The 25539-nt window shown below is 37.5% G+C and carries 39 protein-coding genes; 38 read left to right on the top strand and 1 reads right to left on the bottom strand.

The window, feature by feature from the left end; genetic code table 11:
* Window position 1 precedes the first annotated feature (1 nt).
* From G7059_RS04575 to rplQ, 33 genes are all read left to right on the top strand, one after another.
* On the top strand, window positions 2–982 hold the full coding sequence (locus G7059_RS04575; protein ID WP_166080912.1) for an extracellular solute-binding protein: 981 nt from the start codon (window positions 2–4) through the stop codon (window positions 980–982).
* On the top strand, window positions 970–1752 hold the full coding sequence (locus G7059_RS04580; protein WP_166080913.1) for an ABC transporter ATP-binding protein: 783 nt from the start codon (window positions 970–972) through the stop codon (window positions 1750–1752). The genes G7059_RS04575 and G7059_RS04580 overlap by 13 nt, the downstream gene beginning before the upstream one ends.
* On the top strand, window positions 1745–3331 hold the full coding sequence (locus G7059_RS04585) for an ABC transporter permease subunit (RefSeq protein ID WP_166080914.1): 1587 nt from the start codon (window positions 1745–1747) through the stop codon (window positions 3329–3331). Before G7059_RS04580 ends, G7059_RS04585 begins: the two co-directional genes overlap by 8 nt.
* Window positions 3332–4225 carry a sugar phosphate nucleotidyltransferase gene (locus tag G7059_RS04590; RefSeq protein ID WP_166080915.1) on the top strand — a complete coding sequence of 298 codons (894 nt, stop codon included), beginning with the start codon at window positions 3332–3334 and terminating at the stop codon, window positions 4223–4225.
* 283 nt (window positions 4226–4508) lie between these two features.
* Entirely contained in the window at window positions 4509–4820 is a 312-nt protein-coding gene (rpsJ, locus tag G7059_RS04595) for a 30S ribosomal protein S10 (protein WP_166064929.1), read from the top strand.
* A gap of 15 nt (window positions 4821–4835) precedes the next feature.
* Window positions 4836–5522, top strand: coding sequence for a 50S ribosomal protein L3 (gene rplC / locus G7059_RS04600; protein WP_166080916.1), 687 nt, complete (start codon window positions 4836–4838; stop codon window positions 5520–5522).
* The gene (gene rplD / locus G7059_RS04605) at window positions 5515–6144 is read left to right on the top strand and encodes a 50S ribosomal protein L4 (RefSeq protein WP_166080917.1); all 630 of its coding nucleotides are present in this window, start codon (window positions 5515–5517) and stop codon (window positions 6142–6144) included. Before rplC ends, rplD begins: the two co-directional genes overlap by 8 nt.
* Window positions 6144–6428, top strand: a complete 285-nt coding sequence (rplW, locus tag G7059_RS04610) for a 50S ribosomal protein L23 (protein WP_166080918.1) — start codon at window positions 6144–6146, stop codon at window positions 6426–6428. Before rplD ends, rplW begins: the two co-directional genes overlap by 1 nt.
* Window positions 6429–6493: 65 nt before the next feature.
* A complete protein-coding gene (gene rplB / locus G7059_RS04615; RefSeq protein ID WP_166080919.1) occupies window positions 6494–7330 on the top strand; it encodes a 50S ribosomal protein L2 in 837 nt (278 codons plus the stop codon).
* A 20-nt stretch (window positions 7331–7350) separates the two neighbouring features.
* A complete protein-coding gene (rpsS, locus tag G7059_RS04620) occupies window positions 7351–7629 on the top strand; it encodes a 30S ribosomal protein S19 (protein WP_166080920.1) in 279 nt (92 codons plus the stop codon).
* Window positions 7629–7964, top strand: coding sequence for a 50S ribosomal protein L22 (rplV, locus tag G7059_RS04625; protein WP_166080921.1), 336 nt, complete (start codon window positions 7629–7631; stop codon window positions 7962–7964). The genes rpsS and rplV overlap by 1 nt, the downstream gene beginning before the upstream one ends.
* Window positions 7965–7977: 13 nt before the next feature.
* Entirely contained in the window at window positions 7978–8757 is a 780-nt protein-coding gene (gene rpsC / locus G7059_RS04630; RefSeq protein ID WP_166080922.1) for a 30S ribosomal protein S3, read from the top strand.
* A 2-nt stretch (window positions 8758–8759) separates the two neighbouring features.
* A complete protein-coding gene (rplP, locus tag G7059_RS04635) occupies window positions 8760–9182 on the top strand; it encodes a 50S ribosomal protein L16 (RefSeq protein ID WP_166080923.1) in 423 nt (140 codons plus the stop codon).
* A complete protein-coding gene (gene rpmC / locus G7059_RS04640) occupies window positions 9179–9382 on the top strand; it encodes a 50S ribosomal protein L29 (protein ID WP_166080925.1) in 204 nt (67 codons plus the stop codon). Before rplP ends, rpmC begins: the two co-directional genes overlap by 4 nt.
* Before the next feature lie 14 nt (window positions 9383–9396).
* Window positions 9397–9657, top strand: a complete 261-nt coding sequence (rpsQ, locus tag G7059_RS04645; protein WP_166080926.1) for a 30S ribosomal protein S17 — start codon at window positions 9397–9399, stop codon at window positions 9655–9657.
* 12 nt (window positions 9658–9669) lie between these two features.
* Window positions 9670–10038, top strand: coding sequence for a 50S ribosomal protein L14 (gene rplN / locus G7059_RS04650; protein WP_166080927.1), 369 nt, complete (start codon window positions 9670–9672; stop codon window positions 10036–10038).
* 9 nt (window positions 10039–10047) lie between these two features.
* Complete coding sequence (gene rplX / locus G7059_RS04655) at window positions 10048–10356, top strand: 50S ribosomal protein L24 (protein ID WP_166080928.1); 309 nt, start codon at window positions 10048–10050, stop codon at window positions 10354–10356.
* Between the two features lie 14 nt (window positions 10357–10370).
* A complete protein-coding gene (gene rplE / locus G7059_RS04660) occupies window positions 10371–10916 on the top strand; it encodes a 50S ribosomal protein L5 (protein ID WP_166080929.1) in 546 nt (181 codons plus the stop codon).
* Window positions 10916–11185: a 30S ribosomal protein S14 gene (gene rpsN / locus G7059_RS04665; RefSeq protein WP_166080930.1), complete on the top strand. Its 270-nt coding sequence runs from the start codon at window positions 10916–10918 to the stop codon at window positions 11183–11185. Before rplE ends, rpsN begins: the two co-directional genes overlap by 1 nt.
* Window positions 11186–11204: 19 nt before the next feature.
* Window positions 11205–11603 carry a 30S ribosomal protein S8 gene (gene rpsH, locus G7059_RS04670; protein ID WP_166080931.1) on the top strand — a complete coding sequence of 133 codons (399 nt, stop codon included), beginning with the start codon at window positions 11205–11207 and terminating at the stop codon, window positions 11601–11603.
* A gap of 16 nt (window positions 11604–11619) precedes the next feature.
* Complete coding sequence (gene rplF, locus G7059_RS04675) at window positions 11620–12165, top strand: 50S ribosomal protein L6 (protein WP_166080932.1); 546 nt, start codon at window positions 11620–11622, stop codon at window positions 12163–12165.
* 21 nt (window positions 12166–12186) lie between these two features.
* A complete protein-coding gene (gene rplR / locus G7059_RS04680; protein ID WP_166080933.1) occupies window positions 12187–12543 on the top strand; it encodes a 50S ribosomal protein L18 in 357 nt (118 codons plus the stop codon).
* A 15-nt stretch (window positions 12544–12558) separates the two neighbouring features.
* Window positions 12559–13065 carry a 30S ribosomal protein S5 gene (gene rpsE, locus G7059_RS04685; RefSeq protein ID WP_166080934.1) on the top strand — a complete coding sequence of 169 codons (507 nt, stop codon included), beginning with the start codon at window positions 12559–12561 and terminating at the stop codon, window positions 13063–13065.
* 11 nt (window positions 13066–13076) lie between these two features.
* On the top strand, window positions 13077–13517 hold the full coding sequence (gene rplO / locus G7059_RS04690) for a 50S ribosomal protein L15 (RefSeq protein ID WP_166080935.1): 441 nt from the start codon (window positions 13077–13079) through the stop codon (window positions 13515–13517).
* The gene (secY, locus tag G7059_RS04695) at window positions 13517–14809 is read left to right on the top strand and encodes a preprotein translocase subunit SecY (protein WP_166080936.1); all 1293 of its coding nucleotides are present in this window, start codon (window positions 13517–13519) and stop codon (window positions 14807–14809) included. The genes rplO and secY overlap by 1 nt, the downstream gene beginning before the upstream one ends.
* A gap of 10 nt (window positions 14810–14819) precedes the next feature.
* Window positions 14820–15470 (top strand): adenylate kinase, encoded by a 651-nt coding sequence (locus G7059_RS04700; RefSeq protein ID WP_166080937.1) that lies wholly within the window; start codon window positions 14820–14822, stop codon window positions 15468–15470.
* Window positions 15467–16237 carry a type I methionyl aminopeptidase gene (gene map / locus G7059_RS04705; protein ID WP_166080938.1) on the top strand — a complete coding sequence of 257 codons (771 nt, stop codon included), beginning with the start codon at window positions 15467–15469 and terminating at the stop codon, window positions 16235–16237. Before G7059_RS04700 ends, map begins: the two co-directional genes overlap by 4 nt.
* The gene (gene infA / locus G7059_RS04710) at window positions 16234–16452 is read left to right on the top strand and encodes a translation initiation factor IF-1 (protein WP_003775226.1); all 219 of its coding nucleotides are present in this window, start codon (window positions 16234–16236) and stop codon (window positions 16450–16452) included. Before map ends, infA begins: the two co-directional genes overlap by 4 nt.
* A gap of 20 nt (window positions 16453–16472) precedes the next feature.
* Window positions 16473–16586 (top strand): 50S ribosomal protein L36, encoded by a 114-nt coding sequence (gene rpmJ, locus G7059_RS04715; protein ID WP_016357297.1) that lies wholly within the window; start codon window positions 16473–16475, stop codon window positions 16584–16586.
* Between the two features lie 14 nt (window positions 16587–16600).
* Window positions 16601–16966 carry a 30S ribosomal protein S13 gene (rpsM, locus tag G7059_RS04720; RefSeq protein ID WP_166080939.1) on the top strand — a complete coding sequence of 122 codons (366 nt, stop codon included), beginning with the start codon at window positions 16601–16603 and terminating at the stop codon, window positions 16964–16966.
* Window positions 16967–16985: 19 nt separating this feature from the next.
* Window positions 16986–17375, top strand: a complete 390-nt coding sequence (gene rpsK, locus G7059_RS04725) for a 30S ribosomal protein S11 (RefSeq protein ID WP_166080940.1) — start codon at window positions 16986–16988, stop codon at window positions 17373–17375.
* A gap of 36 nt (window positions 17376–17411) precedes the next feature.
* Window positions 17412–18371 (top strand): DNA-directed RNA polymerase subunit alpha, encoded by a 960-nt coding sequence (locus tag G7059_RS04730; RefSeq protein WP_166080941.1) that lies wholly within the window; start codon window positions 17412–17414, stop codon window positions 18369–18371.
* A gap of 11 nt (window positions 18372–18382) precedes the next feature.
* Window positions 18383–18745 (top strand): 50S ribosomal protein L17, encoded by a 363-nt coding sequence (gene rplQ / locus G7059_RS04735; protein ID WP_166080942.1) that lies wholly within the window; start codon window positions 18383–18385, stop codon window positions 18743–18745.
* A 45-nt stretch (window positions 18746–18790) separates the two neighbouring features.
* On the opposite strand, the gene G7059_RS04740 is transcribed toward rplQ, so the two are convergent.
* Window positions 18791–20152, bottom strand: coding sequence for a PLP-dependent aminotransferase family protein (locus tag G7059_RS04740; RefSeq protein ID WP_166080943.1), 1362 nt, complete (start codon window positions 20150–20152; stop codon window positions 18791–18793).
* Between the two features lie 134 nt (window positions 20153–20286).
* Here G7059_RS04740 and G7059_RS04745 point away from each other — a divergent pair, with 134 nt between their 5' ends.
* From G7059_RS04745 to G7059_RS04765, 5 genes are all read left to right on the top strand, one after another.
* Window positions 20287–21612, top strand: coding sequence for a PTS sugar transporter subunit IIC (locus G7059_RS04745; protein WP_166080944.1), 1326 nt, complete (start codon window positions 20287–20289; stop codon window positions 21610–21612).
* 18 nt (window positions 21613–21630) lie between these two features.
* The gene (locus G7059_RS04750; RefSeq protein ID WP_166080945.1) at window positions 21631–22944 is read left to right on the top strand and encodes a 6-phospho-beta-glucosidase; all 1314 of its coding nucleotides are present in this window, start codon (window positions 21631–21633) and stop codon (window positions 22942–22944) included.
* Between the two features lie 11 nt (window positions 22945–22955).
* Window positions 22956–23651 carry a chitin disaccharide deacetylase gene (gene chbG, locus G7059_RS04755; RefSeq protein WP_166080946.1) on the top strand — a complete coding sequence of 232 codons (696 nt, stop codon included), beginning with the start codon at window positions 22956–22958 and terminating at the stop codon, window positions 23649–23651.
* A gap of 177 nt (window positions 23652–23828) precedes the next feature.
* A complete protein-coding gene (locus G7059_RS04760) occupies window positions 23829–25154 on the top strand; it encodes a PTS sugar transporter subunit IIC (RefSeq protein ID WP_166080947.1) in 1326 nt (441 codons plus the stop codon).
* A gap of 72 nt (window positions 25155–25226) precedes the next feature.
* On the top strand, window positions 25227–25538 hold the full coding sequence (locus G7059_RS04765; protein WP_166080948.1) for a hypothetical protein: 312 nt from the start codon (window positions 25227–25229) through the stop codon (window positions 25536–25538).
* Window position 25539: the final 1 nt, after the last annotated feature.

Below are 25539 nucleotides of genomic sequence, written 5' to 3' on the forward strand. Positions count from 1 at the left end.
TATGAAAAAATTATATATAGCATTAACCGCAATTGCGATTCTTTTGTTATTTGTAGTTAATAAACAAGAGAGTGATACTATTATTATATATTCTAGTGCTGAACAGTTTAGAAATGATGAACTCCAATTGCAAGTCAACAAGAAATTTCCAGATTTAAAAGTGAGAGTCATGTATACGCCGACTGCTAAAGCTGCTGCTAAAGTAATGATAGAGGGCGAGAATACTGATGCTGATATCATTCATGCACTAGAAATTGGGTATATCAATAACCTAAAACATTTATTAGGTGATGTTTCCGAGCTTACAAGAATCGATTACTTAAAAGAGTTTAATCCAAAAAACTTTGACAACAATTTTGTAATTTGGGAACGTTATGCGGGTTCGTTTACAGTGAACCGCGATATTTTGGATAAACACAATCTTCCTGTTCCTACTTCTTATGAAGATTTACTTGATCCTATGTATAAGAACTTAATTGCAATGCCTGATCCTAAATCTAGTGGTACCGGCTTCTTCTATTATAAGAACCTAGTAAACGTTATGGGAGAACAGGCAGCCCTAGAATACTTCGATAAACTGTCTGTAAATATCAAACAGTTTACAGAGTCAGGTTCGGGTCCGGTTAAACTACTGAACCAGGGTGAAGTTGCAGTTGGACTGGCGATGACATTTCAGTCGGTTGGGGAAATCAATAAAGGAATGCCTTTAGAGATATACTTTCCTCAAGAAGGGTCACCTTACTCGATGTCAGGTACAGGGATTGTTAAGAAATCTGAACACAAAAAAGATGTAAGACGTGTATTTGACTTCTTAGTGAATGATTTTATTAATTATGACAAAGAACATTTCTCACCAGAAATGATAATGAAAAACCAAATAATAACAATGGATAATTATCCAACTGATGTTGAATACGCGGATATGACGGGTATCGAAGACATGGCAGAAAAAGAGAGGTTGCTAAGTTTATGGAAGTTCTAAATCAAAAATCAAAATTAATTGTAGATGGATTATTTAAAGAGTATGACGGAAAGACAGTCTTGGATCATATTTCTTTTGACGTAAAAGAGGGAGAATTCCTTAGTGTCCTAGGACCATCAGGTTGTGGTAAAACAACCTTACTGAGAATCTTAATTGGCCTTGAAAGCCAAAACTCTGGAACAATTGTGATGGAAGACAAAGATATTAGTAATCTAGCGCCTCATGATCGTGGGATGGGTATTGTATTTCAAAACTATGCATTGTTCCCTAATATGACGGTATTGGAGAACGTTACCTATGCTTTAAAGATTCGTCCAGATATGAAGGGTCAAGCAGATGAGATTGCACGTAGAACATTAGATCTCATTGGTATGACTGATCAACTCAATAAGAAACCAAGTCAGCTATCAGGTGGACAACAACAACGTGTTGCGATTGCTCGTACACTTGCGCTCAATCCTAACGTGATTCTCTTGGATGAGCCTATTTCTGCACTTGATGTTACAAACCGTGAAATTATGAAGCGTGAGTTGAAGTCTATTCAAAAGAAATTTAATGCTACGATGATATTCATTACTCACGAACAAGAAGAAGCGTTCTATCTATCAGATCGTATTATGGTTATGAGTAATGGTAAAATCGAACAACTTGATACACCACAAAATATTTATCAAAACCCAGCAAGTGATTATATTAAAGAATTCGTTATTGACCATCTAGATCAAAAATATGAGTCATTAGTAAAGAGTACAGGTAGAAACCATGAATAATCGCTCAATAAAAGCCGCTAAGGTTCTTGTTGGGGTATTCCTCTTAGTTTCTGTAATCTTTCCGTTGATTACTGTTTTCTTAAATATCAACGGTGCAGATATCGCTGAAATATTTAGAACCGATCAATTTAGAACATATTTATGGAACTCACTTACAACTACAATAGCAGCAACACTACTATCGGTTGGGTTGGCGTTCACCTTAGCATGGCTAATAAATCGTACAAAAATTCGTTATAAATCATTATTCTCAGTTTTATTTACATTACCAATGTTAATACCTTCTATCTCACACGGGATGGGACTTGTATTATTATTTGGTGATAATGGACTGATTACAAATATGTTGGGAATCAATATTGGACTCTATGGACCAACAGGTATCATCATTGGATCCATATTATACTCTTTCCCAGTTGCATTCCTAATGCTTACAGATATCTTCCGTTATGAAGATTACACAACTTATGAATCGGCAGAGGTATTAGGTGTTTCAAAATTAAAGCAATTTTGGGTTATCACACTACCTAACATGAAGATGCCATTAATCTCTTCACTCTTTGCAGTATTTACCATGATCTTCACAGACTACGGGGTTCCTCTTAGTGTAGGTGGGAAAACAATGACTCTATCGGTATACATGTACCGTGAAGTTATTGGTTTACTTAACTTTTCTAAAGGAGCAATTATAGGGGCTATTCTTTTAATCCCAGCAGTTATTGCATTTATTATAGATTTAAAGAATGAAGGCGAGCATAGTGAGTCAACAGTTGCCAAGCCATTCGATATCAAAGTAAATAAAAAACGAGATATCATCGCTTATGTATTCTGTATTGTTACATTAGTGCTGACTATCTTACCACTCATTGCATTTATTATCTTATCCTTTGTGAAGAAGTATCCAATTGATATGTCATTCTCATTGGTGAATGTTCAAAATGCATTTGGCTTAGGTGTTGGTTCATATTTACTTAACTCAATCACAATAGCCTTACTAACAGCTCTTGTAGGAATAGCAGTTAGTTTCTTTACAGCCTTCCTTACAGCTAGAAGTAAAAAGACATTCTCAAACTTAGCACTGCACTTAATCGCAATGCTATCACTAGCAATCCCAGGTATCGTACTTGGTCTTGGTTATGTACTATTCTTCAACGGTACAGCGATCTACGGTACAATCACAATCTTGGTACTTGTAAACATTGTTCACTTCTTTGCATCACCATATCTCCTAGCTTATAACTCATTGACACAATTCAATGAATCATTAGAAGATGTATCGATGACACTTGGAATTAGTGGATGGCATATGTTAAAGGATGTCTACATTCCATGTACACAAGATACTATTATTGAGATGTTCTCGTATATGTTTGTTAATGCGATGGTTACAATTTCCGCTGTATCCTTCCTCGCTAACTTACGAAACATGCCAATATCTTTATTAATACCTCAGTTTGATTCTCAATCATTGATTGAAGCAACAGCCTTTATTTCGGTATTAATATTAGTAAGTAATATTGTAGTAAAAGGACTTGTTTATTTAACAAAACGATATTTTGTGAAAAGAGAGGTAGCTTAGATGATTACAAAAAATCAATTTGAAGTATTAGTAACACTTGATCAAGAGAAAGATTCTCCAGTTACACAACGTCGCCTGGGAGAACTCTTAGAGTTGTCCGTAGGTACAGTTAATAAAACATTAGCGGAATTGGAAGAACTTGGACTTATTGATAATAAGTATGTTGTTAGTGAAGAAGGCTATGCAGCACTTGAACCATACCGTGTTAAGAAAGCAGTTATTCTTGCAGCTGGATTTGGATCGCGATTAGTTCCAGTTACACTTAATACACCAAAACCTTTAGTACGCGTAAAAGGTAAACGTATTATAGATGGACTTCTCGATGCATTGCTTGCAGTTGGTATCGATGACATTACATTAGTACGTGGTTATCTAAAAGAAGAGTTTGATGTTCTACTTAATAAATATCCAATGATTAAGTTCATTGATAATGATATCTATAATGAAGCAAACAATATCTCTTCTGCAGTTCTTGTACGTGATAAGATTGCGAATGCATATGTAGCGGAGTCTGATTTATTAGTTTACAATCCAAAGATTATCCGTAAGTATGAATACGAAACAAACTATCTATCGAAGAAAGTTGACGTTACAGATGACTGGTGCTTCAAAACGAAGAGTGGTTATATTACTGAAGTTCTTATTGGCGGACGTGATGTACATCAAATGTATGGAATCTCATATTGGTCGAAAGAAGATGCTGATAAATTTGAGAAGCATTCATTAGAAGTCTTTGAAAGCCCAGGAGGGAAAGAAAAGTTCTGGGATGAAGTTGCACTTACAAACTTTAAGAAAGACTATAAAATAGCAATCCGACCATGCCAAGAGGGCGATATTATAGAGATTGATACTTTCAATGAATTAAAACAAATAGATGAAACATATAATGTGTAAACTGCCTAAGGGCAGTTTTTCATGTTTTTAGAATAATAGAGGATAAAAACAACCTAAAAACATTCAAAAAGCCTTGTATTAAGTGCGAAATAAGCTTTTTTGGATAAAATGAAAAAAACTGAGCAAAAACCCTTGAAATCAATACTATTTAGTGTATAATAATCAAGCAACTGCGTAGAAGTGCGAGGTTGCCGGCACACCGAAGAGCGTTGTCATGGTCGGTGAGAAGTCGGGGAATTTGCACAGAGCAGGCCCATAAATGGGCGGAAGAAGGAGGATTTCCATGGCAAAGAATTTTATTCGTATTCGTTTAAAAGCATATGAACACCGCACAATTGACAGTGCAGCTCAAAAGATTGTTCAAGCAGCTAACGATCACGGAGCTAAGAAAGTTGTTGGCCCAGTACCATTGCCAACTGAAAAACAAATCGTAACAGTATTACGATCGGTACACGTTAATAAGGATTCTCGTGAACAATTTGAATCAAGAACACACAAACGTTTGATTGAAATTGTAGGACCTACAGCGGAGACAATCGATGCATTAAGCCGATTAGATCTACCAAGTGGTGTCGATATCGAGATCAAACTTTAGTAGAAGGGAGAAATCATGAAAGGATTATTAGGACGTAAATTAGGAATGACTCAAGTCTTTACAGCTGACGGAACTTTAATTCCTGTATCAGTAGTTGAAGTATTACCAAACGTTGTCTTACAAAAGAAAACAATGGAATCAGATAACTACGAAGCAGTTCAATTAGGTGTTGTCGATGTTAAAGCACAACGTGCAAACAAATCTGAGATTGCTCACGCTGCTAAAGCAAATTCTGCGGCAAAGAAATTTGTTCGTGAAATTGCTGGTTCAGAAATGTTAAGTTACGAAATTGGTGATGAAATTAAAGCTGGTTTATTCGCAGCTGGTGAATTTGTTGATGTATCAGGTACATCACGTGGTAAAGGATACCAAGGTGCAATCGTACGTGGTAACCAAAAACTAGGACCTAAAGCTCACGGTTCAGGATACCACCGTGGTATTGGATCATTAGCTTCAGCTGGTATTATTCCAACAATCAAAAAAGGTGGCGTCATGCCAGGTCAACATGGTGGATTCACTACAACAAATCAAAATCTTGAAATTGTTAAAGTTGACGAAGAAAACAACTATTTATTAATTAAAGGTAATATTCCTGGACCACGTCGTGGATTTGTAACAATCAAATCAACAGTTAAACGTGTTAAATCAAAAGATCCAGTTGAATTAGTAGACTACGCTAAGGAGGAATCAAACAATGCCTAAGCTAGATGTTCTTAACTTAGAAGGAAAAAGTGTTGGTTCACTTGACCTTAACGAGGCAGTGTTTGGTATTGAGCCAAATACACAAACTGTGTTCGAAGCAGTAATTATGCAACGTGCATCATTACGTCAAGGAACACATTCAACAAAAACTCGTACTGAAGTTCGCGGTGGTGGTAAAAAACCATGGCGTCAAAAAGGTACAGGTCGTGCACGTACAGGATCAATCCGTTCACCACAATGGCGTGGTGGTGGAATTGTATTCGGACCTAAACCACGTGATTACAAATACAAATTAAACCGTAAGGTTCGTCGTTTAGCTTTACGTTCAGCATTATCACAACACGTTCTTGATTCAACATTAAAAGTTGTTCAAAACCTTGAGATGGCAAACGTAAAAACTAAAGAATTTGCAAACGTTATGAATGCATTAGGTTTAGAACGTAAAACATTATTTGTAGTTTCAAATGAAGATGAAGTAAACAATGCTTACTTATCAATGAGAAACTTAAACAATACAATGTTATTTACAGTTCAAGACTTAAATACATACGACATTGTAAATGCTGATGTTCTTGTATTTACAGAAAAAGCAGCTGTTGAAGCTGGGGAGGTGTTCGCATAATGAAACGTAACCCTAGAGACATTATCGGTCGCCCAATCATTACTGAAAAAACAGTAATGATGCAACAAAATGATAACCGAGTTACATTTGAAGTTGCTAAAGGTGCTAATAAAATTGAAGTTCGTCAAGCAATTGAAGAAATCTTCAATGTAAAAGTAGTAAGTGTTAACATGGTTAACGTAAAACCACGCAAGAAACGCGTTGGTAAATACGAAGGAACCACAAAGTCAGTTCGCAAAGCTATTGTGAAACTTGCTGAAGGTTCAAACATTGACATTATCTAGTCAATAACATCTATCGGAAGAAGTACGCTATTTCCGGATAATTCGCGTAGGAGGAAAATTAAGTAATGGCAATTAAAAAGTATAAGCCAACTACTCCTGGACGTCGCGGGATGACAACTTTAGCTAATGAAACATTAACTAAAGGCGCAAAACCAGAACGTTCATTAGTAGCTCCACTCAATAAGACAGGTGGTCGTAACAATAACGGTCGCATTACAACACGTCACATTGGTGGTGGGCACAAACGTCAATATCGTATTATTGACTTCAAACGAAATAAAGATGATATTCCTGCAAAAGTTGCAACAATTGAATACGATCCAAACCGTTCAGCAAACATTGCTTTATTAAATTATGTTGATGGTGAAAAACGTTATATCTTAGCTCCTAAAGGTTTAGTAGTTGGAGATACAGTTGTTAGTGGTAAAGAAGCAGATATTAAAGTTGGAAATGCTAAAGAACTTGGACTTATGCCAGAAGGTACAATCGTCCATAACATTGAGTTGAAACCAGGCCGTGGTGCACAATTAGTGCGTTCAGCAGGTACATCAGCACAAGTTCTTGGTATTGAAGAAAAATATGTAACAGTGCAATTAGCATCAGGTGAAGTTCGTAAGATTCTAGCAACATGCCGTGCAACAATCGGAGAAGTTGGAAACTCAGAACACTCACTTGTAAATATTGGTAAAGCTGGACGTAGCCGTAACATGGGTATCCGTCCAACAGTTCGTGGTTCTGTAATGAACCCAGTTGATCACCCTCACGGTGGTGGTGAAGGACGTACACCTATTGGACGTAAATCACCAATGACTCCATGGGGCAAAAAAGCTATGGGTGTTAAAACTCGTCGTACTAAGAAATCTTCGGCTAAATTAATTGTTCGCCGTCGTAACGAGAAATAAGCGAAAGGAAGGAAAACAACATGAGTCGTAGTTTAAAAAAGGGTCCATTTTGTGACTTGCACTTGATGAATAAAGTTGACAAACTTAATGAATCAGGCAAAAAAGAAGTTATCAAAACTTGGTCACGTCGTTCAACTATTTTCCCTCAATTCGTAGAACATACGTTTGCGGTGCACAATGGTAAAGAACACGTTCCAGTATTTGTTACTGAAGATATGGTTGGACACAAATTAGGTGAATTTGTTCCTACACGTAAATATTCAGGACATGCAGCTGATAAGAAGGCAGGACGTAAGTAATGGAAGTTAGAGCAGTAGCTAAAACAGTACGTGTAACATCACGTAAAGCAAGACTTGTTCTTGATGAAATCCGTGGTCTTGATGTAGATCACGCAGCAGCAATTCTTAAATATTCACCTAACAATGCTTCTAAGATTATTGAAAAAGTGTTGAAGTCAGCAGTAGCTAACGCAACAAACAATCATCAATTAGAAGAAGAAAAATTATTCATCTCAGCATGCTATGCTGATGAAAGTATCACAATGAAGCGTTTCAGACCTCGTGCTAAAGGTTCTGCAGCGCCTATCATGAAGCGTACAAGCCACATCACTGTTGTGGTTTCGGAACGCGTGTAAGGGAGGAAAAACAATGGGACAAAAAGTAAATCCGATCGGTATGCGCGTTGGTGTTATTCGTGATTGGGAATCACGTTGGTATGCAGAGAATGACTTTGCTGACCTTCTTCACGAAGACGCATTAATCCGTGATTACATCTTCAAAAACTTGAAAGATGCATACGTTTCACGCGTAGAAATTGAACGATCAAAAAATCGTGTTGACGTTATTATCCGTACAGCTCGCCCAGGTGTTGTAATTGGAGTTAACGGAGCAAACATTGAAAAAACAAAAGCAGCTATCGCAAAAATTGCTGATGGCAAAACTGTAAACATTAAAGTATTAGAAGTTGCAAACCCAGATTTGGATGCACATCTAGTAGCACGTAACATTGCTGAGCAATTAGAACAACGTGCATCATTCCGTACAGCTCAAAAACGTACAATTCAAAGAACTATGCGTTCAGGTGCTAAAGGAATTAAAACAGCTGTTTCAGGTCGTTTAGGCGGTGCTGATATGGCTCGTACAGAAGGTTATGCAGAAGGAGTTGTTCCTCTCCATACACTTCGTTCAGATATTGATTATGCTCACTATGAAGCAAATACACAGTTTGGTATCTTAGGTGTTAAAGTTTGGATCTGTCGTGGAGAAGTATTACCAGGACAATTAGTTCAAGAACCAGAAGCTCCTAAAGGTGGCAAGTTCGATCGTCCACGTCGTCGTCGTAATGACCGTCGTCAAGGACAAGGTAACCGTCCACAACAAAATGCTAAACCAGTTGCTGCTGCACAGGATGAGCAAGGAGGTAACTAATTATGTTAATGCCAAAACGTACAAAATATAGAAAACCACATCGTCTTTCATACGAAGGTCGTTCCAAAGCTGGTCGTACAGTTGCATTTGGTGAATATGGTTTAGTTGCTGAATCAGGTAACTACGTAAGTAACCGCCAAATTGAAGCAGCACGTATCGCTATGACTCGTTATATGAAACGTGGTGGTAAAGTTTGGATCAAAATCTTCCCACACTTAGCAATTACAAGAAAACCTCTTGAAGTTCGTATGGGATCTGGTAAAGGTGCACCTGAAGGTTGGGTAGCAGTTGTAAAACCAGGACGTGTTATGTTTGAAATTGCAGGTGTTCCTGAAGATGTAGCTCGTGAAGCATTCCGTCTTGCATCACACAAACTTGCAGTTAAAACCCGATTTGTTCGTAAAGGAGAGGAGGAACAAGTATGACAACAATCAAAGAAATTCGTGAAATAAGCAATGCAGATTTACTTGTTGAAATTGACACATTAAAAGAAGAACTCTTTGATCTTCGTTTCCAACAAGCAATAGGTCAACTTGAAAATCCTGCTCGTCTAAGAGAAATCCGTAAAACGATTGCTCGCATCAAAACAGTTATCACTGAGCGTGAGCTTAGTGACGAGAAGTAGGAGGTCATTAGGCGATGGAAAGAAATAAACGCAAAGTCTACCGTGGTACTGTTGTGTCAGATGCAATGGATAAAACAGTGGTAGTTGAAGTAAAAACATCAAAACGTCATCCACTCTATGGAAAACGTGTAAACTATTCAAAGAAATTTAAAGCTCATGACGAAAACAATGAATTCAGCACAGGTGATTTAGTAGAAATTATGGAAACACGTCCATTATCAGCTACAAAACACTTCCGTGTAATTCGTTTAATCGAAAAAGCTGTTGTATTGTAGGAGGTTGTCGAGATGATACAAAACGAATCGAGATGTAAAGTCGCCGACAACACAGGCGCAAAAGAAATCTTAGTTATCCGTTCATTAGGCGGTAGCGTACGTAAAACATCTAACATCGGTGATATCGTTGTTGGAACAGTTAAAGTTGCTATTCCTGGTGGAACAGTTAAAAAAGGTGATGTTGTTAAAGCGGTAGTTGTCCGCTCAAAATACGGTGTACGTCGTGGAAATGGTTCATACATTAAATTCGATGACAACGCAGTTGTTATCCTAAAAGATGATATGACACCACGTGGAACACGTATCTTTGGACCAGTAGCTCGTGAGCTTCGTGAGAAAAACTTCATGAAGATCGTCTCATTAGCTCCAGAAGTGTTATAGGAGGCTTTTATGAAAATCAAACGTAACGATAAAGTTCAAGTAATCACTGGGTCATATAAAGGCACAATTGGTGAAGTCATCGAAGTCAATCCTAAAGAAGATAAAGTAAAGGTTGAAGGTGTTAACTTAGTTAAGAAACACATGAAACCTTCACAAATCAACCCAGATGGTGGAATCTTTGAACAAGAAGCATGGATTCATGTTTCAAACGTAATGCTATACGATTCAAAAGCAAAAGCTCCAAGTCGTGTAGGATTCAAAGAAGAAAAAGGTCAAAAAGTACGTTTCTATAAAAAATCCGGAAACGTCGTTAAATAAGGAGGTATAGCTAAATGAACCTTAAAGAACAATATAAAACAGAAGTTGTTGAAAGTTTAGTAAAGAAATTTAACTATACTTCAGTAATGCAAGCTCCAAGACTTGAAAAAATTGTAGTTAACATGGGTGTTGGGGAAGCAATCAACAATACAAAAATCTTAGAAGATGCAGTTGAAGACTTAACAATCATTACAGGTCAAAAACCAGTAATTACAAAAGCTAAGAAATCAATCGCTAACTTCAAACTTCGTGATGGCATGCCAATCGGTACAAAGGTAACTCTTCGTGGCGAAAAAATGTATGACTTCCTCGAAAAGTTAATTAAAGTTGCACTTCCACGTGTACGTGACTTCCGTGGTATTAACGGTGGATCATTCGATGGTCGTGGAAACTTCACAATGGGAGTTAAAGAACAATTAATCTTCCCAGAAATCGATTATGATAAAATCAATAAAGTTCGCGGTATGGACATTACAATTGTTACTACAGCGCAAACTGATGAAGAAGGATATGCTTTATTACAAGAATTAGGCATGCCTTTCAAAAAGGAGGGTAACTAATGGCTAAGAAATCAAAAATTGCTCGTGAATTACAACGTCAAGCAGTAGTTGAACGTTACGCTGAAAAACGTGCGAAGTTAAAAGCTGAAGGTGATTACATCGGGTTACAAAAATTACCACGCGATGCATCCCCTGTACGTTTACACAACCGTGATAAAGTTGATGGTCGTCCTCGTGGTTATTTACGTAAATATGGTATGTCACGTATTCGCTTCCGTGAATTAGCTCATAAAGGGCAAATTCCAGGCGTACGTAAGGCAAGCTGGTAGTTAGGAGGAACATTTCAATATGTATGTAACAGATCCAATTGCAGATTTATTAACACGCGTTCGTAATGCTATTCAAGCAAAACACGATGTTGTTGAGGTTCCTGCAAGTAAAGAAAAAATCGAAATTACACGAATCTTGAAAGAAGAAGGTTTCATCCGTGACTACATGGTTAGCGGTGAAGGCTATAAGAAGAGCATTACTGTTGTTCTTAAATACGGTCCAAACGGCGAACGAGTAATCAGCGGTCTAAAACGTATCTCAAAACCAGGAAAACGTGTTTATGCAAAAGTTGATGAAGTACCACGCGTTCTTAACGGACTTGGTATTGCCATCATGACAACATCCGAAGGTTTGCTAACAGACAAACAAGCTCGACAAAAACATGTCGGCGGTGAAGTCTTAGCTTACGTTTGGTAAGAGAAGGAGAGACACTATGTCACGTATCGGAAATAAAACGATTACCATTCCGGCAGGCGTTGAAGTCGATGTAAAGGCTGGTAATGAGGTGACAGTTAAAGGTCCTAAGGGAACATTAACACGTCAGTTCAATAGTCTATATACAATCGATATCAATGAGGGCATTATTACAGTTACACGCCCTAATGATACAAAATTAGTAAAACAAATTCATGGAACAACACGTTCATTAATCAATAACATGATTGAAGGTGTTAATGAAGGATTCAAGAAAGAACTAGACCTAGTTGGGATCGGGTATCGTGCATCTAAGTCAGGTAACACATTGGTCTTGAATGTTGGATACTCACATCCAATCGAATTCGAAATTAATGAAGGTCTTGAAGTCGAAGTACCATCAGCTACATCAATCGTAGTTACAGGTATCGACAAACAAATGGTTGGAGAATTTGCAGCAAACGTGCGTGCAACTCGTAAACCAGAACCATACCTTGGTAAAGGTATTAAATACAAAAATGAAGTTATCCGTCGTAAAGAAGGAAAAACCGCAGCTAAGAAATAGTGGGAAAGGAGAAATTGAATTATGGCAAAAAAACTATCTAGAAATCAAGAACGTATGCGTAGACACGCTCGCGTTCGTCGTAAAGTCAGTGGAACGCAAGAACGCCCACGTCTTAGCGTATATCGCTCCAATGGAAACATTGCAGCACAAATTATTGACGATGTAGCACAAGTTACACTTGTTGCAACTGGCTCAGTAGCGTTAAAACTGGAAAACGGTGGGAACGTGGAGGCAGCAACTAAAGTTGGTGCTGAAATCGCAAAACTTGCAAAAGATAAAGGTATTGATACTGTTGTATTTGACCGTGGTGGATACATCTACCATGGCCGTGTAAAAGCACTCGCTGAGGCAGCTCGTGAAGCTGGGCTCGAGTTCTAATAAAGGAGGCGCATGATGAATCGTAAACCTAGAAGAGAAGCACGCGAACAAGAATTCGAAGAACGTGTTGTTGTCATCAATCGTGTTACAAAGGTTGTTAAAGGTGGTCGTCGTTTCCGCTTTGCAGCTCTCGTAGTCGTAGGTGACAAAAAAGGTCGTGTTGGATTTGGAACAGGTAAAGCAAACGAAGTTCCAGATGCAATTCGCAAAGGTGTAGAAGCAGCTAAGAAAAATCTTATTAACGTTAAATTAGTAAATGGTAGTTTACCACATACAGCAACAGGTACATTTGGTGCAGGAGAAGTATTCGTACGTCCAGCAATCGAAGGTACAGGAGTTATCGCTGGTGGAGCTATCCGTGACGTTATGGAATTAGCTGGTGTTACAGACGTATTAACAAAATGTATCGGATCACGCACACCAATTAATATGGTACGTGCAACATTTGATGCATTACAATCAATGAATACAGTTAATGAAGTAGCAGCTTTACGTGAAATTAAAGTTGAACAAGTTCGATAGGAGGAACCTTTATGAAATTACATGAACTAAAATATAATGAAGGTGCACGCCAAGATCGTAAACGTATCGGACGTGGTCAAGGATCAGGTACTGGTAAAACTTCAGGTAAAGGTCACAAAGGGCAAAATGCTCGTAGTGGCGGTGGAGTTGCACTAGGATTTGAAGGGGGACAAACACCTCTTTACAAACGTATTCCAAAACGTGGTTTCCAAAATGTTAACCGTGTAGAATACGCAGTTGTAAACCTATCTTCATTAAATGCATTTGAAGATGGTGCAGAAGTAACAATCGAAATGTTACTTGAAAAACGCATCATTAATAAAACACTTGACGGAGTTAAAATCTTAGGTCAAGGTGAATTAGAGAAAAAATTAACTGTTAAAGCTAACGCATTCTCTAAATCAGCAATTGAAAGTATTGAAAAATTAGGTGGAAAAGCTGAGGTTATCTAATGAAACTATTTACTGATTTATTTAAAAATAAGGAAATCAGAATAAGAATCATTTTTACACTCGCTATGCTATTGTTATATCGCTTAGGAACAGTTGTACCTGTTCCTAACGTGGATAGCACGAAGTTATCTGCGATGATGACTTCACTTGAGTCCGACTCACTAGTCGGAATGATGAATATTCTTGGTGGTGGTTTCTTACAATCGCTATCTGTATTCTCATTAGGCGTAGGTCCATATATCACCGCTTCCATTATTATTCAATTATTATCAATGGATGTTATTCCATATTTAACGGAACTAACAAAGTCAGGCCAAAAAGGTAAACAACAAATAGATCGTATTACACGTTATCTTGCAGTTGTTCTTGGTTATGTACAATCTATTGTTATTATTGCTGTGTTTAACACACAGTACGGTATATTGCTAGGAACAGCACCTACGGATTATCTATTCATGGGTACAGTAATTACAGCAGGTACAATGTTCTGTCTTTGGTTAGGTGATCAAATCACTGCTAAAGGTGTTGGAAATGGTATTTCATTACTTATTTTCTCCGGAATTGTGTCCCAAATGCCTCGTACATTTACAAGCGCATTTAACAGTATTGTTACACCAGAAAGTACATTAGGTTGGTTATGGTTTGGATTATATGTTGTTGCATACTTTGCAATCATTATCCTTGTCGTATTTATGAGCAAAGCTGTTCGTAAGATCTCAATCCAATATACATCAAGTACAGGTGGATCAATGCGTGGTAAGGGAATGAACCACTTACCATTGATGATTAACTCAGCATCAGTTGTCCCAGTTATTTTTGCTGGAGCAATTATGCAAGCACCAATCATCGTCTTAAGCTGGTTAAACCAAGGTACTGTTTACAAATTCTTAAGTACATATTTTGTAACCAGTCATCCTGTTGGATTATTAATCTATGCAGTACTCGTAATTCTCTTTACTTTCTTCTATACCAACTTACAAGTTGATCCAGAGAAGATTGCTGAAGACTTTAGTAAAAACAATTCCTATATTCCAGGTGTTCGTCCTGGTAAGGATACTCAAAAGTACATTAGTACAATTCTGAACAGAATCACAGTTCTTGGTGCAGCGTTCTTAACATTTATCGCTGTAATACCACACATCTTACCACTTGTTACTAACGGATTGATTCCATCATCCACAGCACTTGGTGGGACAGGTATTATCATCGTTGTTGGGGTTGCTTTAGAAACTGTGAAAGAACTTGAAGGACGTTTAGCTCAACGTTCCTACAAGGGACTCTTTAATCGCTAGGAGGTATCATATGAATATATTAATTATGGGACCTGCAGGTAGCGGAAAAGGCACAATGTCGACACAGATCGTTAAAGAGTTTGGTGTTGCTCATATTTCAACAGGAGATATGTTCCGTGCAGCTATTTCAAACGGAACACCTGTTGGCTTAGAAGCAAAATCATACATGGATGCTGGTAAACTTGTACCTGATGAAGTTACAGACCGAATGGTCAAAGAGCGTATCTCGCAAGATGATACAAAAGATGGCTATCTACTAGATGGTTATCCAAGAAATTTAAGCCAAGCTCATGCAATTGAAAGTATGGCAAAAGAAATAGGGAAACCTGTTGAAGTTGTTATTAACTTAGAGATTCCATATGAAGCATTGGTAAAACGTATTACAGGACGTCGTCTCTGTAAAACATGCGGTGCAATCTATAACATTTATTCAAACCCTTCAAAAACAGAAGGTGTCTGTGATTTAGATGGTGGAGAATTGTACCAACGTAGTGATGACACTGAAGAGAAACTCGCAGTACGTTACAACGAATACATCGAACAAACACAAGCTTCAATTGAATATTTCAATGAAAAAGGCTTAGTACATAACGTCAATGCAGACAGACCTGCAGAAGAAGTTATGGAGCAGATTCGAAAAATTTTGGAGGCGGTTAAATGATTTCAACCAAGTCTGAACGAGAATTAGATTTAATGCGTGAAGCAGGTCGTATTGCTTTTGAAGCTCAAGAAGTAGTGAAAGAAGCAATCAAGCCAGGTGTCTCTACAAAACACCTCGACGACTTGGCTCACCGTTATATTCTAAGTCAAGGTGCAACACCAGCGTTTCTTGGTTATAATGATTTTAGCGGTTCCATATGTGCTTCGGTTAACGAAGTATTAGTCCATGGGATTCCAAGTTCTGATGAAATCCTGAAATCGGGTGATATTATCACAATCGACGTAGGAGCAATTTATAAAGGCTACTACAGTGACCATGCATGGACTTATCCAGTTGGAGAAATAAGTGATGAAGCTAAGAAACTCTTAGAAGTTTCAGAAGAATCACTCTTTGCTGGAATTGAAGCAGCTGTTGCTGGTAATCGCGTTGGCGATATTGGTCATGCTATTATGCAAGTGGTATTACCACATGGCTATGGTTTACCTGTAGAATATACAGGACATGGTTTGGGTACATCAATGCATGAAGCACCCTATGTTCCTAATGTTGGAGTACCAGGTAAAGGTGTTTTATTAAGAAAAAACATGGTTATTGCAATTGAACCAATGGTTCAAATTGGTACAAACAAAACTAAAGTTCTTGATGATGATTGGAGTGTTACATCAAAAGATGGATCACTGACAGCTCATTTCGAACATACAGTTGTTGTTAACGAAAACGGATATGAAATATTAACTCGAAGTAAGGAGGCAATTAGACACTCATGAGTAAAGAAAATGTTATCGAAGTTGATGGCGTAGTGCTTGATACATTGCCTGGTGCAATGTTTAAGGTAGAACTAAGTAATGGTCACGAAATATTAGCTCACGTATCTGGTAAAATCCGTATGCATTACATTCGCATTTTACCGGGAGACCGCGTGACTGTAGAAATCTCACCTTATGATTTATCACGTGGGCGCATTACATTTAGACATAAATAGAAGGTTTAGGAGGAAATACTATGAAAGTTAGACCATCTGTAAAACCAATGTGTGAAAAATGTAGAGTTATTCGACGCAATGGTAGAGTAATGATTATTTGTGAAAATCCAAAACACAAACAAAGACAAGGATAGGAGGACGTCATTTTATGGCTCGTATAGCAGGAATTGACATTCCACGTAACAAACGTGTAGTTATTTCATTAACATATATTTACGGTATCGGATTGCCAACATCACAACAAGTATTGGCAACAACAGGTATCGATGAAAACATTCGTGTTAAAGATCTTACTGAAGATCAAGTTAACGCAATTCGTCGAGAAATCGAAAAAGTTAAAGTTGAAGGGGATCTTCGTCGTGAAGTGAACTTAAACATTAAACGTTTAATGGAAATCGGTAGCTACCGAGGTATTCGTCACCGCCGTGGCTTACCTGTTCGTGGTCAACGTACAAAGACTAACGCACGTACACGTAAAGGACCACGTCGTACAGTTGCGAACAAGAAGAAATAGTAAGTAGGAGGAAAACGTAATGGCAAAGCAAAAAGTAGCACGTAAACGTCGTGTTAAGAAAAATATAGCTCGTGGAATTGCGCACATTCACTCAACATTCAATAATACGATTGTGACAATCTCAGACGAGCAAGGAAACGTTCTCGCTTGGTCAAGTGCTGGAGCATTAGGCTTTAAGGGTTCACGTAAGTCAACACCTTATGCAGCTCAAATGGCTTCTGAAGCAGCAGCTAAAGCAGCTGTTGATCACGGAATGAAATCAGTAGAAGTAAGCGTAAAAGGACCTGGTCCTGGACGAGAATCAGCAGTGCGTGCATTACAAGTTGCAGGACTAGATATTAGCGTAATTAACGACGTAACTCCAGTTCCTCATAATGGATGCCGTCCACCAAAACGTCCACGTGGATAATATCTTAAATCTAAACAAACCAGGAGGTATTCATAGATGAACAAGTTTGAACGTGCTAAATTTGAAGTTAAAGAGTTTGATGAAACAGCAAATTACGGAAAGTTTGTAATTGAACCCCTTGAAAGAGGATTTGGGAATACTATTGGTAATGCCTTAAGACGAGTATTACTGTCATCACTACCAGGTGCGGCAGTATACTCCATTAAAATCGAAGGTGTTTACCACGAGTTTACATCAATCGCTGGAGTTGGTGAAGATGTAACTGGTATCGTCCTAAATGTTAAAGATCTTGTTATCAATATTGCTGATGATGAAATCTACACCTTACGAATCTTACAAAAAGGTCCTAAAGTAGTAACTGCTGCAGATATTGAGTGTCCAGCTAATGTTGAAATTTTAAACAAAGATCACATTATAGCTACACTTGCAGAGGGTGCTGTTTTAGAAATGGAACTTAAAGCTCGTAATGGTCGTGGATATGTTAGTTCAGATGAAAATAAACTGATCTATCAAAATGCATCACAAGGTATTGGCACGATTTTTACAGACTCTATTTATACTCCAATTGAACGAGTGAAATACCTCGTTGAGCCAACTCGTGTTGGTCAAGACTCAAAATATGATCGCTTAATTATGGAAATTTGGACAAATGGAGCAATCCAACCTCAAGTTTCTCTATCATTAGGATCAAAAATCTTAATGGATCATTTAGAGCAAATTGTAGCAATTAAAGACTCAGTATACGAAAGCGAATCAGTAATTCGTCCTGATGTATCAGGTGTTGAAAATCCAATGTCGACAATGATGATTGAAGACTTAGATCTTTCAGTACGTTCATATAACTGCTTGAAACGCGCAGGCATTCAAACAGTTGAAGAACTAACCTTAAAATCAGAAGATGAAATGATGCGTATTCGTAATTTAGGTAAGAAATCACTTAAAGAAGTTAAAGACAAGCTCTTTGATCTTGGATTAGGCTTCAAGTCATTTGAATAGGAGGATAAACCATGAGAAACCGTAAATTAGGTCGTGATGCAGCTCACCGTAAAGCGTTACTACGTAACCTTTCAACAAGCTTGATTGTTCACGGACAAATCGAAACTACAGAAATGAAAGCTAAAGAATTACGTTCTGTTGCAGATAAACTCGTTACACTTGCAAAACGTGGTGATTTACACGCACGTCGTCAAGCAGCACGTATTGTCTTCAATGTTGTTGCTGATGAGAAAACAGGACAAACAGCTTTACAAAAATTATTTGACGAAATTGGACCAAAATATGCAGACCGCAATGGTGGTTACACACGTGTTATCAAAACTGAAATGCGTCGTGGAGATGCAGCTCCAATGGCAATCATTGAATTTGTTTAATCATTAATCTAAGTGACTTCGGTCACTTTTTTTATAAAGAAGCCATCACGTTTGTGATGGCTTTACTGTGTTTAGGAACTCTCGTGCAACGCGATTGATAATCTCCAAAGCGAGCTTAAGTTCATTGGGTGTTACACGTGATAAGCTGATTCTAAAAGAATTATTATAGTTATCCGTGTTGTAGTAACTTGACTCATTAGACTTCACGTAGACGCCATTATCATTGAGTTTCTTTATATACTGACTCATGTCTATACTTTTATTCAGAATTATTGTTCCATAAATTCCGGATTGAATCTCTTGGGCATCGACGAGCTCGCGATTCCAATGGGATGTAACACGATGATAGACGGAAGCTTTCTGCTTTAAGTCTTCTCCAAAGCTGTCGGCAATGCTGGAGATGATATTTGTCCGTAAAGACGATTCTAAGGTCGCCTGTGAGACGAGATCAGGCATATAGTATGAAGTGTAGTAGGCACTCTCCATGCCCTTGTAATAGGCCTCTGTGAGCTCATCGGGTATTAATGCGAATCCTATACGAATATAAGGGAAGAGCTTTGTATAGCTTTTTAAATAGATACAGTTTTTAAACTCAGAAAGATAATAGAGAGTGGTATATTTAGGTATAACGAAAGATTCACTTAAATAGTCGTTTTCAACAATATAGACATCATACTTATGAGCTAATTCAACAATTCTTTTCCGTTGTTCATGACTTAAATAGGTTCCTAAAGGATTATGATTTCGTGGAATAGTATAGAAGAACTTAATGGGATATGTTTTGAAAATATGTTCTAATTCATCCATATCGATACCATCTTTATCACGTTTTATTGTCATTACTGGAGTATGAAAAGCTTTCAGTTGATCCACAGTAAAACTAAAACTGGGTTCCTCAATAAGTACAATAGACTTGTCGTTGGGAAAAGGAATGCTGAGTAAAATTGATAATACTTGTGTTACACCTTGGGACAGGAAGACATTTTTTCGTCGTGTATAGAGTCCTTGTGTCTCTAAATATTTGATAAGTTCAAGAGATAAAGTAGGGGTTCCTCTTAATTCAAGACTGAGTGAATACTGACCATACATCTCAATTGCAATGTTCATTGAATGCTTAATATCAATGATTGGGAAGGCATCAACTTGTAAGTTACCGGTACTTAAATCATAGGTTCGTGTGGTAATTTCATGCCGCAAAAAGTCATCTCCGACATAGTAACCACTTTGGGGTTTAGAGTAGATAATATGCTTAGATACTAAGACATCATAAGCTTTAATGATTGTTCCTTTACTACAGTTAAACTGCTTGGAAAGACTTGCAATTGATGGAAGTTTACTACCAGCAGGATAGTGGTGTTGGTAGATTTTCTTTTGGATAAAGTTGGATATTTTAAGATATTTAACCATGTTTTACCTCGCTAGGATAGTATAGCACAGATAAACTGTATTAGTACAGTTGCGACTTGCTTTTATTGTGCTTTAAAAGATGTTTGTTATTATGGATGTGTAAGGGGTACCACCCCTATATAGGAGGAGTTTTAATGGGCAATTTAATGAGTAAAGTCACTGGCGCACTCGAGAAGCATATGTTACCATTTGCATCAAAACTGAGTAACCAAAGACATCTCTTAGCATTACGTGATGGTTTTATTGCAACTATGCCAATCAGTATGTTTGGTGCAATCAACGTCATGATCAAGGAAGTAGTATTAGTAGAAACATCCATTGTTGGGGAAGCGATGAATAAATTTGGTTTCTACCAAAACACAATTCAACCATTCTTTACAGATATGGTTCTCCCTGTCTCAAACCAAATCTGGTGGGGAACTTTAGCTTTAGGTATTATCTTTACTGTTTTATCAGTAGCTTACAAGCTTGCAGAGCAATATGAAGGCGATGCACTTGCAGCTGGTATCTTAGCAGTTGTATCATACTTTATCTTCTTACCACAGTCAGCAAACGATATGTGGGGAATGGTATCATGGACATCATTTAACTCAACAGCAATCTTCGCTGGATTAATCATTGCGATGGTATCAACTGAACTCTTTATGTTTATTACACGTAAAGGTTGGGTAATTAAAATGCCTGAACAAGTACCAAGTGCTGTATCACGAGCATTTAGTGCAATTATTCCATCAGGTGTTGTCATGATTCTTATGGGAATCACATCCGTTTTCTTCTTGAATGTTATCGGTATGCCATTCAAAGACTGGATTAACATTATGTTGCAAGAACCACTATCAAACTTAGGTCAATCACCATTTACCTATATCTTCTTGATTTTCTTTGCACAAATTCTTTGGTTCTTTGGATTACACGGTAGCTTAATTATTGGTCCTGTGCTTGATACTATGTATGCTTCAGCAACATCACAAAACTCAGAAGCTATCTTAGTTCATGGATTACAAGCACCAAACTCAATTACACGTAACTTTGCAGATATGTATGGAATGCATGGTGGTTCAGGGTCAACACTGGCACTGATCATTGCAATACTTCTTGTATCGAAACTTGTTCAACACAGAAGTCTTGCGAAGATGGCACTAGCTCCAGGAGTGTTCCAAATCAATGAACCAATTATTTATGGATTACCAATTGTATTAAATCCAATCATGGCAATTCCATTTATCTTAATTCCACCATTGATGATTACCTTTGCATGGTTCTTTACAGAAATTATTCCATTTGCAGGTCGTATCTATTTAGGTCCTCCATGGGTAATGCCACCAGTTATTAACGCATTCTTAGCAACAGGTGGAAACATACCAGCAACAATCTTATCAATCGTTACATTACTCTTATCGGTGCTTCTTTACATACCATTTGTAATCTTAGCGAATAAGGCACCAGAAGCATTCGAATAGATATTAGTGAGGGATAGTATGAAAAGTATTAAAGTAGTTACAATTGGTGGGGGAAGTAGTTATACACCTGAATTAGTTGAAGGATTCATTAAGCGTTATGAATCCTTCCCCCTATCTGAATTATGGTTAGTTGATATTGAAGAAGGACGCGAGAAGTTAGAAATAGTAGGTGCTCTTGCCAAGCGTATGGTTGAAGAAGCTAAACTACCAATTAAAGTAGTACTAACTACCGATCGTCGTGAAGCTTTAGTAGATGCTGACTACGTTACAACTCAAATGCGAGTAGGTCAATTGGATGCTCGTATTAAAGACGAACGTATTCCAATTAAACATGGAATCATTGGTCAAGAGACAAATGGAGCTGGAGGAATGTTTAAAGCATTTCGTACAATTCCAGTTATCCTTGATATCGTTAAAGATATTCAAGAGCTTTGTCCTAAAGCATGGTTGATTAACTTTACCAACCCAGCAGGAATGGTTACAGAGGCTGTCTTACGTTATACAGACTTTAAACGTGTTATTGGCTTATGTAATGTCCCTTATGGGTTAAAGAACAGTATTGCCCATGCATTAGACGTTCCAATCAATGATGTAAGTTTAGAGATTAGTGGTGTTAACCACCATATCTTCGTAACTGACGCTTTTGTAAAAGGTGAATCAGTCCTTGAACGAGTGATTGAACATCAGATGGAAAAAAGTGAAGAAGCTCTTCAAATGAATAACTTTAGTGCTGAAACATATTCTCCACACTTTATCAAAGGTTTAGGATATCTACCATGTCCATACCATAACTATTATTACTTCACTCAAGAACAACTTGATTCTGAACTCGAAGAGTACAAAGAAGGACGTGTTCGTGGTGAGGTAGTTAAAAAGTTAGAAGATGAACTCTTTGAACTCTATAAAGATGTGGAGTTGAAAGTTAAACCTAAACAATTAGAAAAACGTGGTGGTGCTTATTATTCAGATGCTGCGTGTGATCTTATCGATTCAATCCACAATAATAAACAAGACATTCAATACGTTAATGTAAGAAATAATGGAGCAATCCGTAATATCTCAGATAACAGTGCTGTTGAAATTGCTTGTGTTATTACCAATGATGGTCCAAAACCAATTACTGTTGGTGAACTTGACCCACGTATTAATGGAACAATTCAAACTATTAAGTCATTTGAACAAATGGTGTGTGAAGCTGCAATGACAGGTAATCGTGAACTTGCAATTTATGCATTAAGCATTAATCCACTATGTTCAAGTGCACGAGTAGCAGAATTAGTAGTTGATGAAATGTTGGAAGCACATAAAGAATACCTTCCACAGTTTAATTAGTAGGAGAACGTATGAAAATTATAGTGAACGCCGATGATTTCGGTTTAAGCGAAGGTGTCAATTATGGCATTATCGACACATATAAGTACGGTATCTTAACGTCAACCACTGCTCTAGTGAATGGTTATGCAATAGGTCATGCAGTAAAGTTAGCACACGAGAACACAGGATTAGGTATTGGGATTCACTTCACACTAACATTCAGAAAACCTGTATCAAGAAATTTTCCTTATGTTGATAAAGAAGGAAACTTCTTAAAGTATCAGGAACTGGATGCTATAAACTCTACACTTGATGCTTCAATCATCTATGAAGAGTTTCAATGTCAACTGGAGAAATTTGTAGAACTCTTTGGTTTCTTTCCAGATCATATTGACTCACATCATCACGTACATATGTTTCCAGTCGTAAAGGAAGTTGTAACGAAGATTGCTGAAAGTATTGGCGTATCTGTAAGGGGTGTGGATGTACCAGTAGAACTCGATTTCTATGATGATAAGGTTACAGAGTCATACTTTATTGAATCCTTAAATAAATTTGACGATATAGTAGAAATCATGACGCATCCTGCATATGTGGATAACACACTCTTTCAAACCAGCAGTTATAGTATGCCAAGAATTCGTGAGACAGAAGTATTAAAAAGTAATAAACTTAAACGTCACTTAGAAAAACTTGGGCATAAGCTGGTTACATTTGAAGAATAATGCTGAGAACTCCAACGGAGTTCTTTTCTCTTTTATTTCATTGTGAATTGCGTAACGAACTTAGAGAAATAATATTTCAACAATATGTTATAAAATGTGAAATTAAATTGACAATGGATGTGAAATAGCTTACATTATATATACAGACGACTTTCGTCTAGGAGGGGAAATTTATTTATGGACACATTAGTTCGAATTATGGACGAAAAATTAGCTGGTCCAATGAATAAGCTAGCGAACCAACGTCACTTACGTGCAGTTCGTGATGGTATTGTTGCAACATTACCACTTATCATTGTCGGCTCATTCTTCTTAATCTTAGGTAACCCACCATTACCAAAAGATTGGGGCGTATACAAATTCTTAGTAGAAAACGCACCTAAGATTGTATTACCATTCCGTATGACAATGGCAATTATGACATTATATGCTACATTCGGTATTGGTTATAGCTTAGCTGAATCTTATGACCTTGATGGATTATCAGGTGGGATCTTAGCAACAGCAGCCTTCTTATTAACATTCACACCTGTGAACGTTCCAGCAGTTGCAGCATTAGTTAAAGATGGTGTATTAACAGCTGAAGCAGCAGCAAACTTAACATTACCGGTAGCAGGCTTTGTATTGCCAATTGCTAACCTTGGTGGTGGGGGAATGTTTGTTGGTATCGTTACAGCAATTATCGCAATTGAAATCTTCCGTTTTACAGACCGTTCAGGTTTCAAGATTTCAATGCCACCACAAGTTCCTGCATCAGTATCACGTTCATTTGAAGTATTAGTACCAACAGCTATCGTTGTTACTTTAATCGGTGGAATCACATACTGGTTAGGATTTGACTGGCACGGCTTCATCGCTACTCTTGTAAAACCATTACTAAGTGCAACAGACTCATTACCATCAGTAATTATCCAAGTATTACTTGTTACTGTATTCTGGTCATTTGGTATCCATGGTGTTTCAATTGTAGGTAGTGTTGCTCGTCCAATCTGGTTACAATTACTAGACGCTAACCAAGCAGCATTAGATGCAGGTAAAGCATTACCACACATCTCACCAGAACCTTTCTTCCAATGGTTTATTTGGATCGGTGGTTCAGGTGCTACAATCGGTCTTGCAATCGCTATGGCATTCTTTGCTAAATCAGCATATGCAAAATCACTAGGTAAAACAGCATTCGTACCTGCAGTATTTAACATTAACGAGCCAGTTATCTTTGGTGCTCCAATCGTGTTAAACCCAATTCTTATGATTCCATTTATCCTTACACCAGTTGTACTTGCAATCATTGCATGGTTTGCAACTAGCTTAGGATTCGTTGCTCGCGTGTATACCGTTGCTCCTTGGACACTTCCTGGACCAATTGGTGCATATATCGCAACAGGTGGAGACATTGGAGCAGTAATCTTAAACATTGTATTGATTATTGTTTCATTCTTAATCTACTTCCCATTCTTCAAAATCTATGACAATAAGTTATATATTGAAGAACAAGAAAATTAAGCTTATTATTAAAGTAAGGTCTTGTCATAGACAAGACCTTCATTTTGTTTTATAAGGGAAAGGAAACTTATTATGATGAAAATGCAAGCAGAAAAACGAAGTGGTCTTCCACGCTTTACGTTCAAGGGCTCTTTATTCTTGTTGACTGCAATGTTACTTGCCACTTTAGTGTTCCCAGTAATTTTAGATTCTTTAGGATTGAAGTTGTACACTCTGAGAGTTGTTGTAATTGCGTTAACGAGTGGATTAGCTACTGCCTTTACTTTGTTCTTCATTGATTCCAAACGAGGAGCAACACGCAAGTTTTGGATTACTGCAGGATTTATTTCAATCTTAGCGGGAATCATCGCTTATTTTTGGATTTATCAAAGTTTATTTATTTAAT

The organism is Erysipelothrix sp. HDW6A, assembly GCF_011400295.1.
In the GTDB taxonomy this organism is placed as follows: Bacteria; Bacillota_I; Bacilli_A; order Erysipelotrichales; family Erysipelotrichaceae; genus Erysipelothrix.

Bases quoted from the DNA above. Each gene is read 5' to 3' on its own strand.
- G7059_RS04575 (WP_166080912.1), top strand. From the start codon at position 2: ATGAAAAAATTATATATAGCATTAACCGCAATTGCGATTCTTTTGTTA.
- G7059_RS04580 (WP_166080913.1), top strand. From the start codon at position 970: ATGGAAGTTCTAAATCAAAAATCAAAATTAATTGTAGATGGATTATTT.
- G7059_RS04585 (WP_166080914.1), top strand. From the start codon at position 1,745: ATGAATAATCGCTCAATAAAAGCCGCTAAGGTTCTTGTTGGGGTATTC.
- G7059_RS04590 (WP_166080915.1), top strand. From the start codon at position 3,332: ATGATTACAAAAAATCAATTTGAAGTATTAGTAACACTTGATCAAGAG.
- rpsJ (WP_166064929.1), top strand. From the start codon at position 4,509: ATGGCAAAGAATTTTATTCGTATTCGTTTAAAAGCATATGAACACCGC.
- rplC (WP_166080916.1), top strand. From the start codon at position 4,836: ATGAAAGGATTATTAGGACGTAAATTAGGAATGACTCAAGTCTTTACA.
- rplD (WP_166080917.1), top strand. From the start codon at position 5,515: ATGCCTAAGCTAGATGTTCTTAACTTAGAAGGAAAAAGTGTTGGTTCA.
- rplW (WP_166080918.1), top strand. From the start codon at position 6,144: ATGAAACGTAACCCTAGAGACATTATCGGTCGCCCAATCATTACTGAA.
- rplB (WP_166080919.1), top strand. From the start codon at position 6,494: ATGGCAATTAAAAAGTATAAGCCAACTACTCCTGGACGTCGCGGGATG.
- rpsS (WP_166080920.1), top strand. From the start codon at position 7,351: ATGAGTCGTAGTTTAAAAAAGGGTCCATTTTGTGACTTGCACTTGATG.
- rplV (WP_166080921.1), top strand. From the start codon at position 7,629: ATGGAAGTTAGAGCAGTAGCTAAAACAGTACGTGTAACATCACGTAAA.
- rpsC (WP_166080922.1), top strand. From the start codon at position 7,978: ATGGGACAAAAAGTAAATCCGATCGGTATGCGCGTTGGTGTTATTCGT.
- rplP (WP_166080923.1), top strand. From the start codon at position 8,760: ATGTTAATGCCAAAACGTACAAAATATAGAAAACCACATCGTCTTTCA.
- rpmC (WP_166080925.1), top strand. From the start codon at position 9,179: ATGACAACAATCAAAGAAATTCGTGAAATAAGCAATGCAGATTTACTT.
- rpsQ (WP_166080926.1), top strand. From the start codon at position 9,397: ATGGAAAGAAATAAACGCAAAGTCTACCGTGGTACTGTTGTGTCAGAT.
- rplN (WP_166080927.1), top strand. From the start codon at position 9,670: ATGATACAAAACGAATCGAGATGTAAAGTCGCCGACAACACAGGCGCA.
- rplX (WP_166080928.1), top strand. From the start codon at position 10,048: ATGAAAATCAAACGTAACGATAAAGTTCAAGTAATCACTGGGTCATAT.
- rplE (WP_166080929.1), top strand. From the start codon at position 10,371: ATGAACCTTAAAGAACAATATAAAACAGAAGTTGTTGAAAGTTTAGTA.
- rpsN (WP_166080930.1), top strand. From the start codon at position 10,916: ATGGCTAAGAAATCAAAAATTGCTCGTGAATTACAACGTCAAGCAGTA.
- rpsH (WP_166080931.1), top strand. From the start codon at position 11,205: ATGTATGTAACAGATCCAATTGCAGATTTATTAACACGCGTTCGTAAT.
- rplF (WP_166080932.1), top strand. From the start codon at position 11,620: ATGTCACGTATCGGAAATAAAACGATTACCATTCCGGCAGGCGTTGAA.
- rplR (WP_166080933.1), top strand. From the start codon at position 12,187: ATGGCAAAAAAACTATCTAGAAATCAAGAACGTATGCGTAGACACGCT.
- rpsE (WP_166080934.1), top strand. From the start codon at position 12,559: ATGAATCGTAAACCTAGAAGAGAAGCACGCGAACAAGAATTCGAAGAA.
- rplO (WP_166080935.1), top strand. From the start codon at position 13,077: ATGAAATTACATGAACTAAAATATAATGAAGGTGCACGCCAAGATCGT.
- secY (WP_166080936.1), top strand. From the start codon at position 13,517: ATGAAACTATTTACTGATTTATTTAAAAATAAGGAAATCAGAATAAGA.
- G7059_RS04700 (WP_166080937.1), top strand. From the start codon at position 14,820: ATGAATATATTAATTATGGGACCTGCAGGTAGCGGAAAAGGCACAATG.
- map (WP_166080938.1), top strand. From the start codon at position 15,467: ATGATTTCAACCAAGTCTGAACGAGAATTAGATTTAATGCGTGAAGCA.
- infA (WP_003775226.1), top strand. From the start codon at position 16,234: ATGAGTAAAGAAAATGTTATCGAAGTTGATGGCGTAGTGCTTGATACA.
- rpmJ (WP_016357297.1), top strand. From the start codon at position 16,473: ATGAAAGTTAGACCATCTGTAAAACCAATGTGTGAAAAATGTAGAGTT.
- rpsM (WP_166080939.1), top strand. From the start codon at position 16,601: ATGGCTCGTATAGCAGGAATTGACATTCCACGTAACAAACGTGTAGTT.
- rpsK (WP_166080940.1), top strand. From the start codon at position 16,986: ATGGCAAAGCAAAAAGTAGCACGTAAACGTCGTGTTAAGAAAAATATA.
- G7059_RS04730 (WP_166080941.1), top strand. From the start codon at position 17,412: ATGAACAAGTTTGAACGTGCTAAATTTGAAGTTAAAGAGTTTGATGAA.
- rplQ (WP_166080942.1), top strand. From the start codon at position 18,383: ATGAGAAACCGTAAATTAGGTCGTGATGCAGCTCACCGTAAAGCGTTA.
- G7059_RS04740 (WP_166080943.1), bottom strand. From the start codon at position 20,152: ATGGTTAAATATCTTAAAATATCCAACTTTATCCAAAAGAAAATCTAC.
- G7059_RS04745 (WP_166080944.1), top strand. From the start codon at position 20,287: ATGGGCAATTTAATGAGTAAAGTCACTGGCGCACTCGAGAAGCATATG.
- G7059_RS04750 (WP_166080945.1), top strand. From the start codon at position 21,631: ATGAAAAGTATTAAAGTAGTTACAATTGGTGGGGGAAGTAGTTATACA.
- chbG (WP_166080946.1), top strand. From the start codon at position 22,956: ATGAAAATTATAGTGAACGCCGATGATTTCGGTTTAAGCGAAGGTGTC.
- G7059_RS04760 (WP_166080947.1), top strand. From the start codon at position 23,829: ATGGACACATTAGTTCGAATTATGGACGAAAAATTAGCTGGTCCAATG.
- G7059_RS04765 (WP_166080948.1), top strand. From the start codon at position 25,227: ATGATGAAAATGCAAGCAGAAAAACGAAGTGGTCTTCCACGCTTTACG.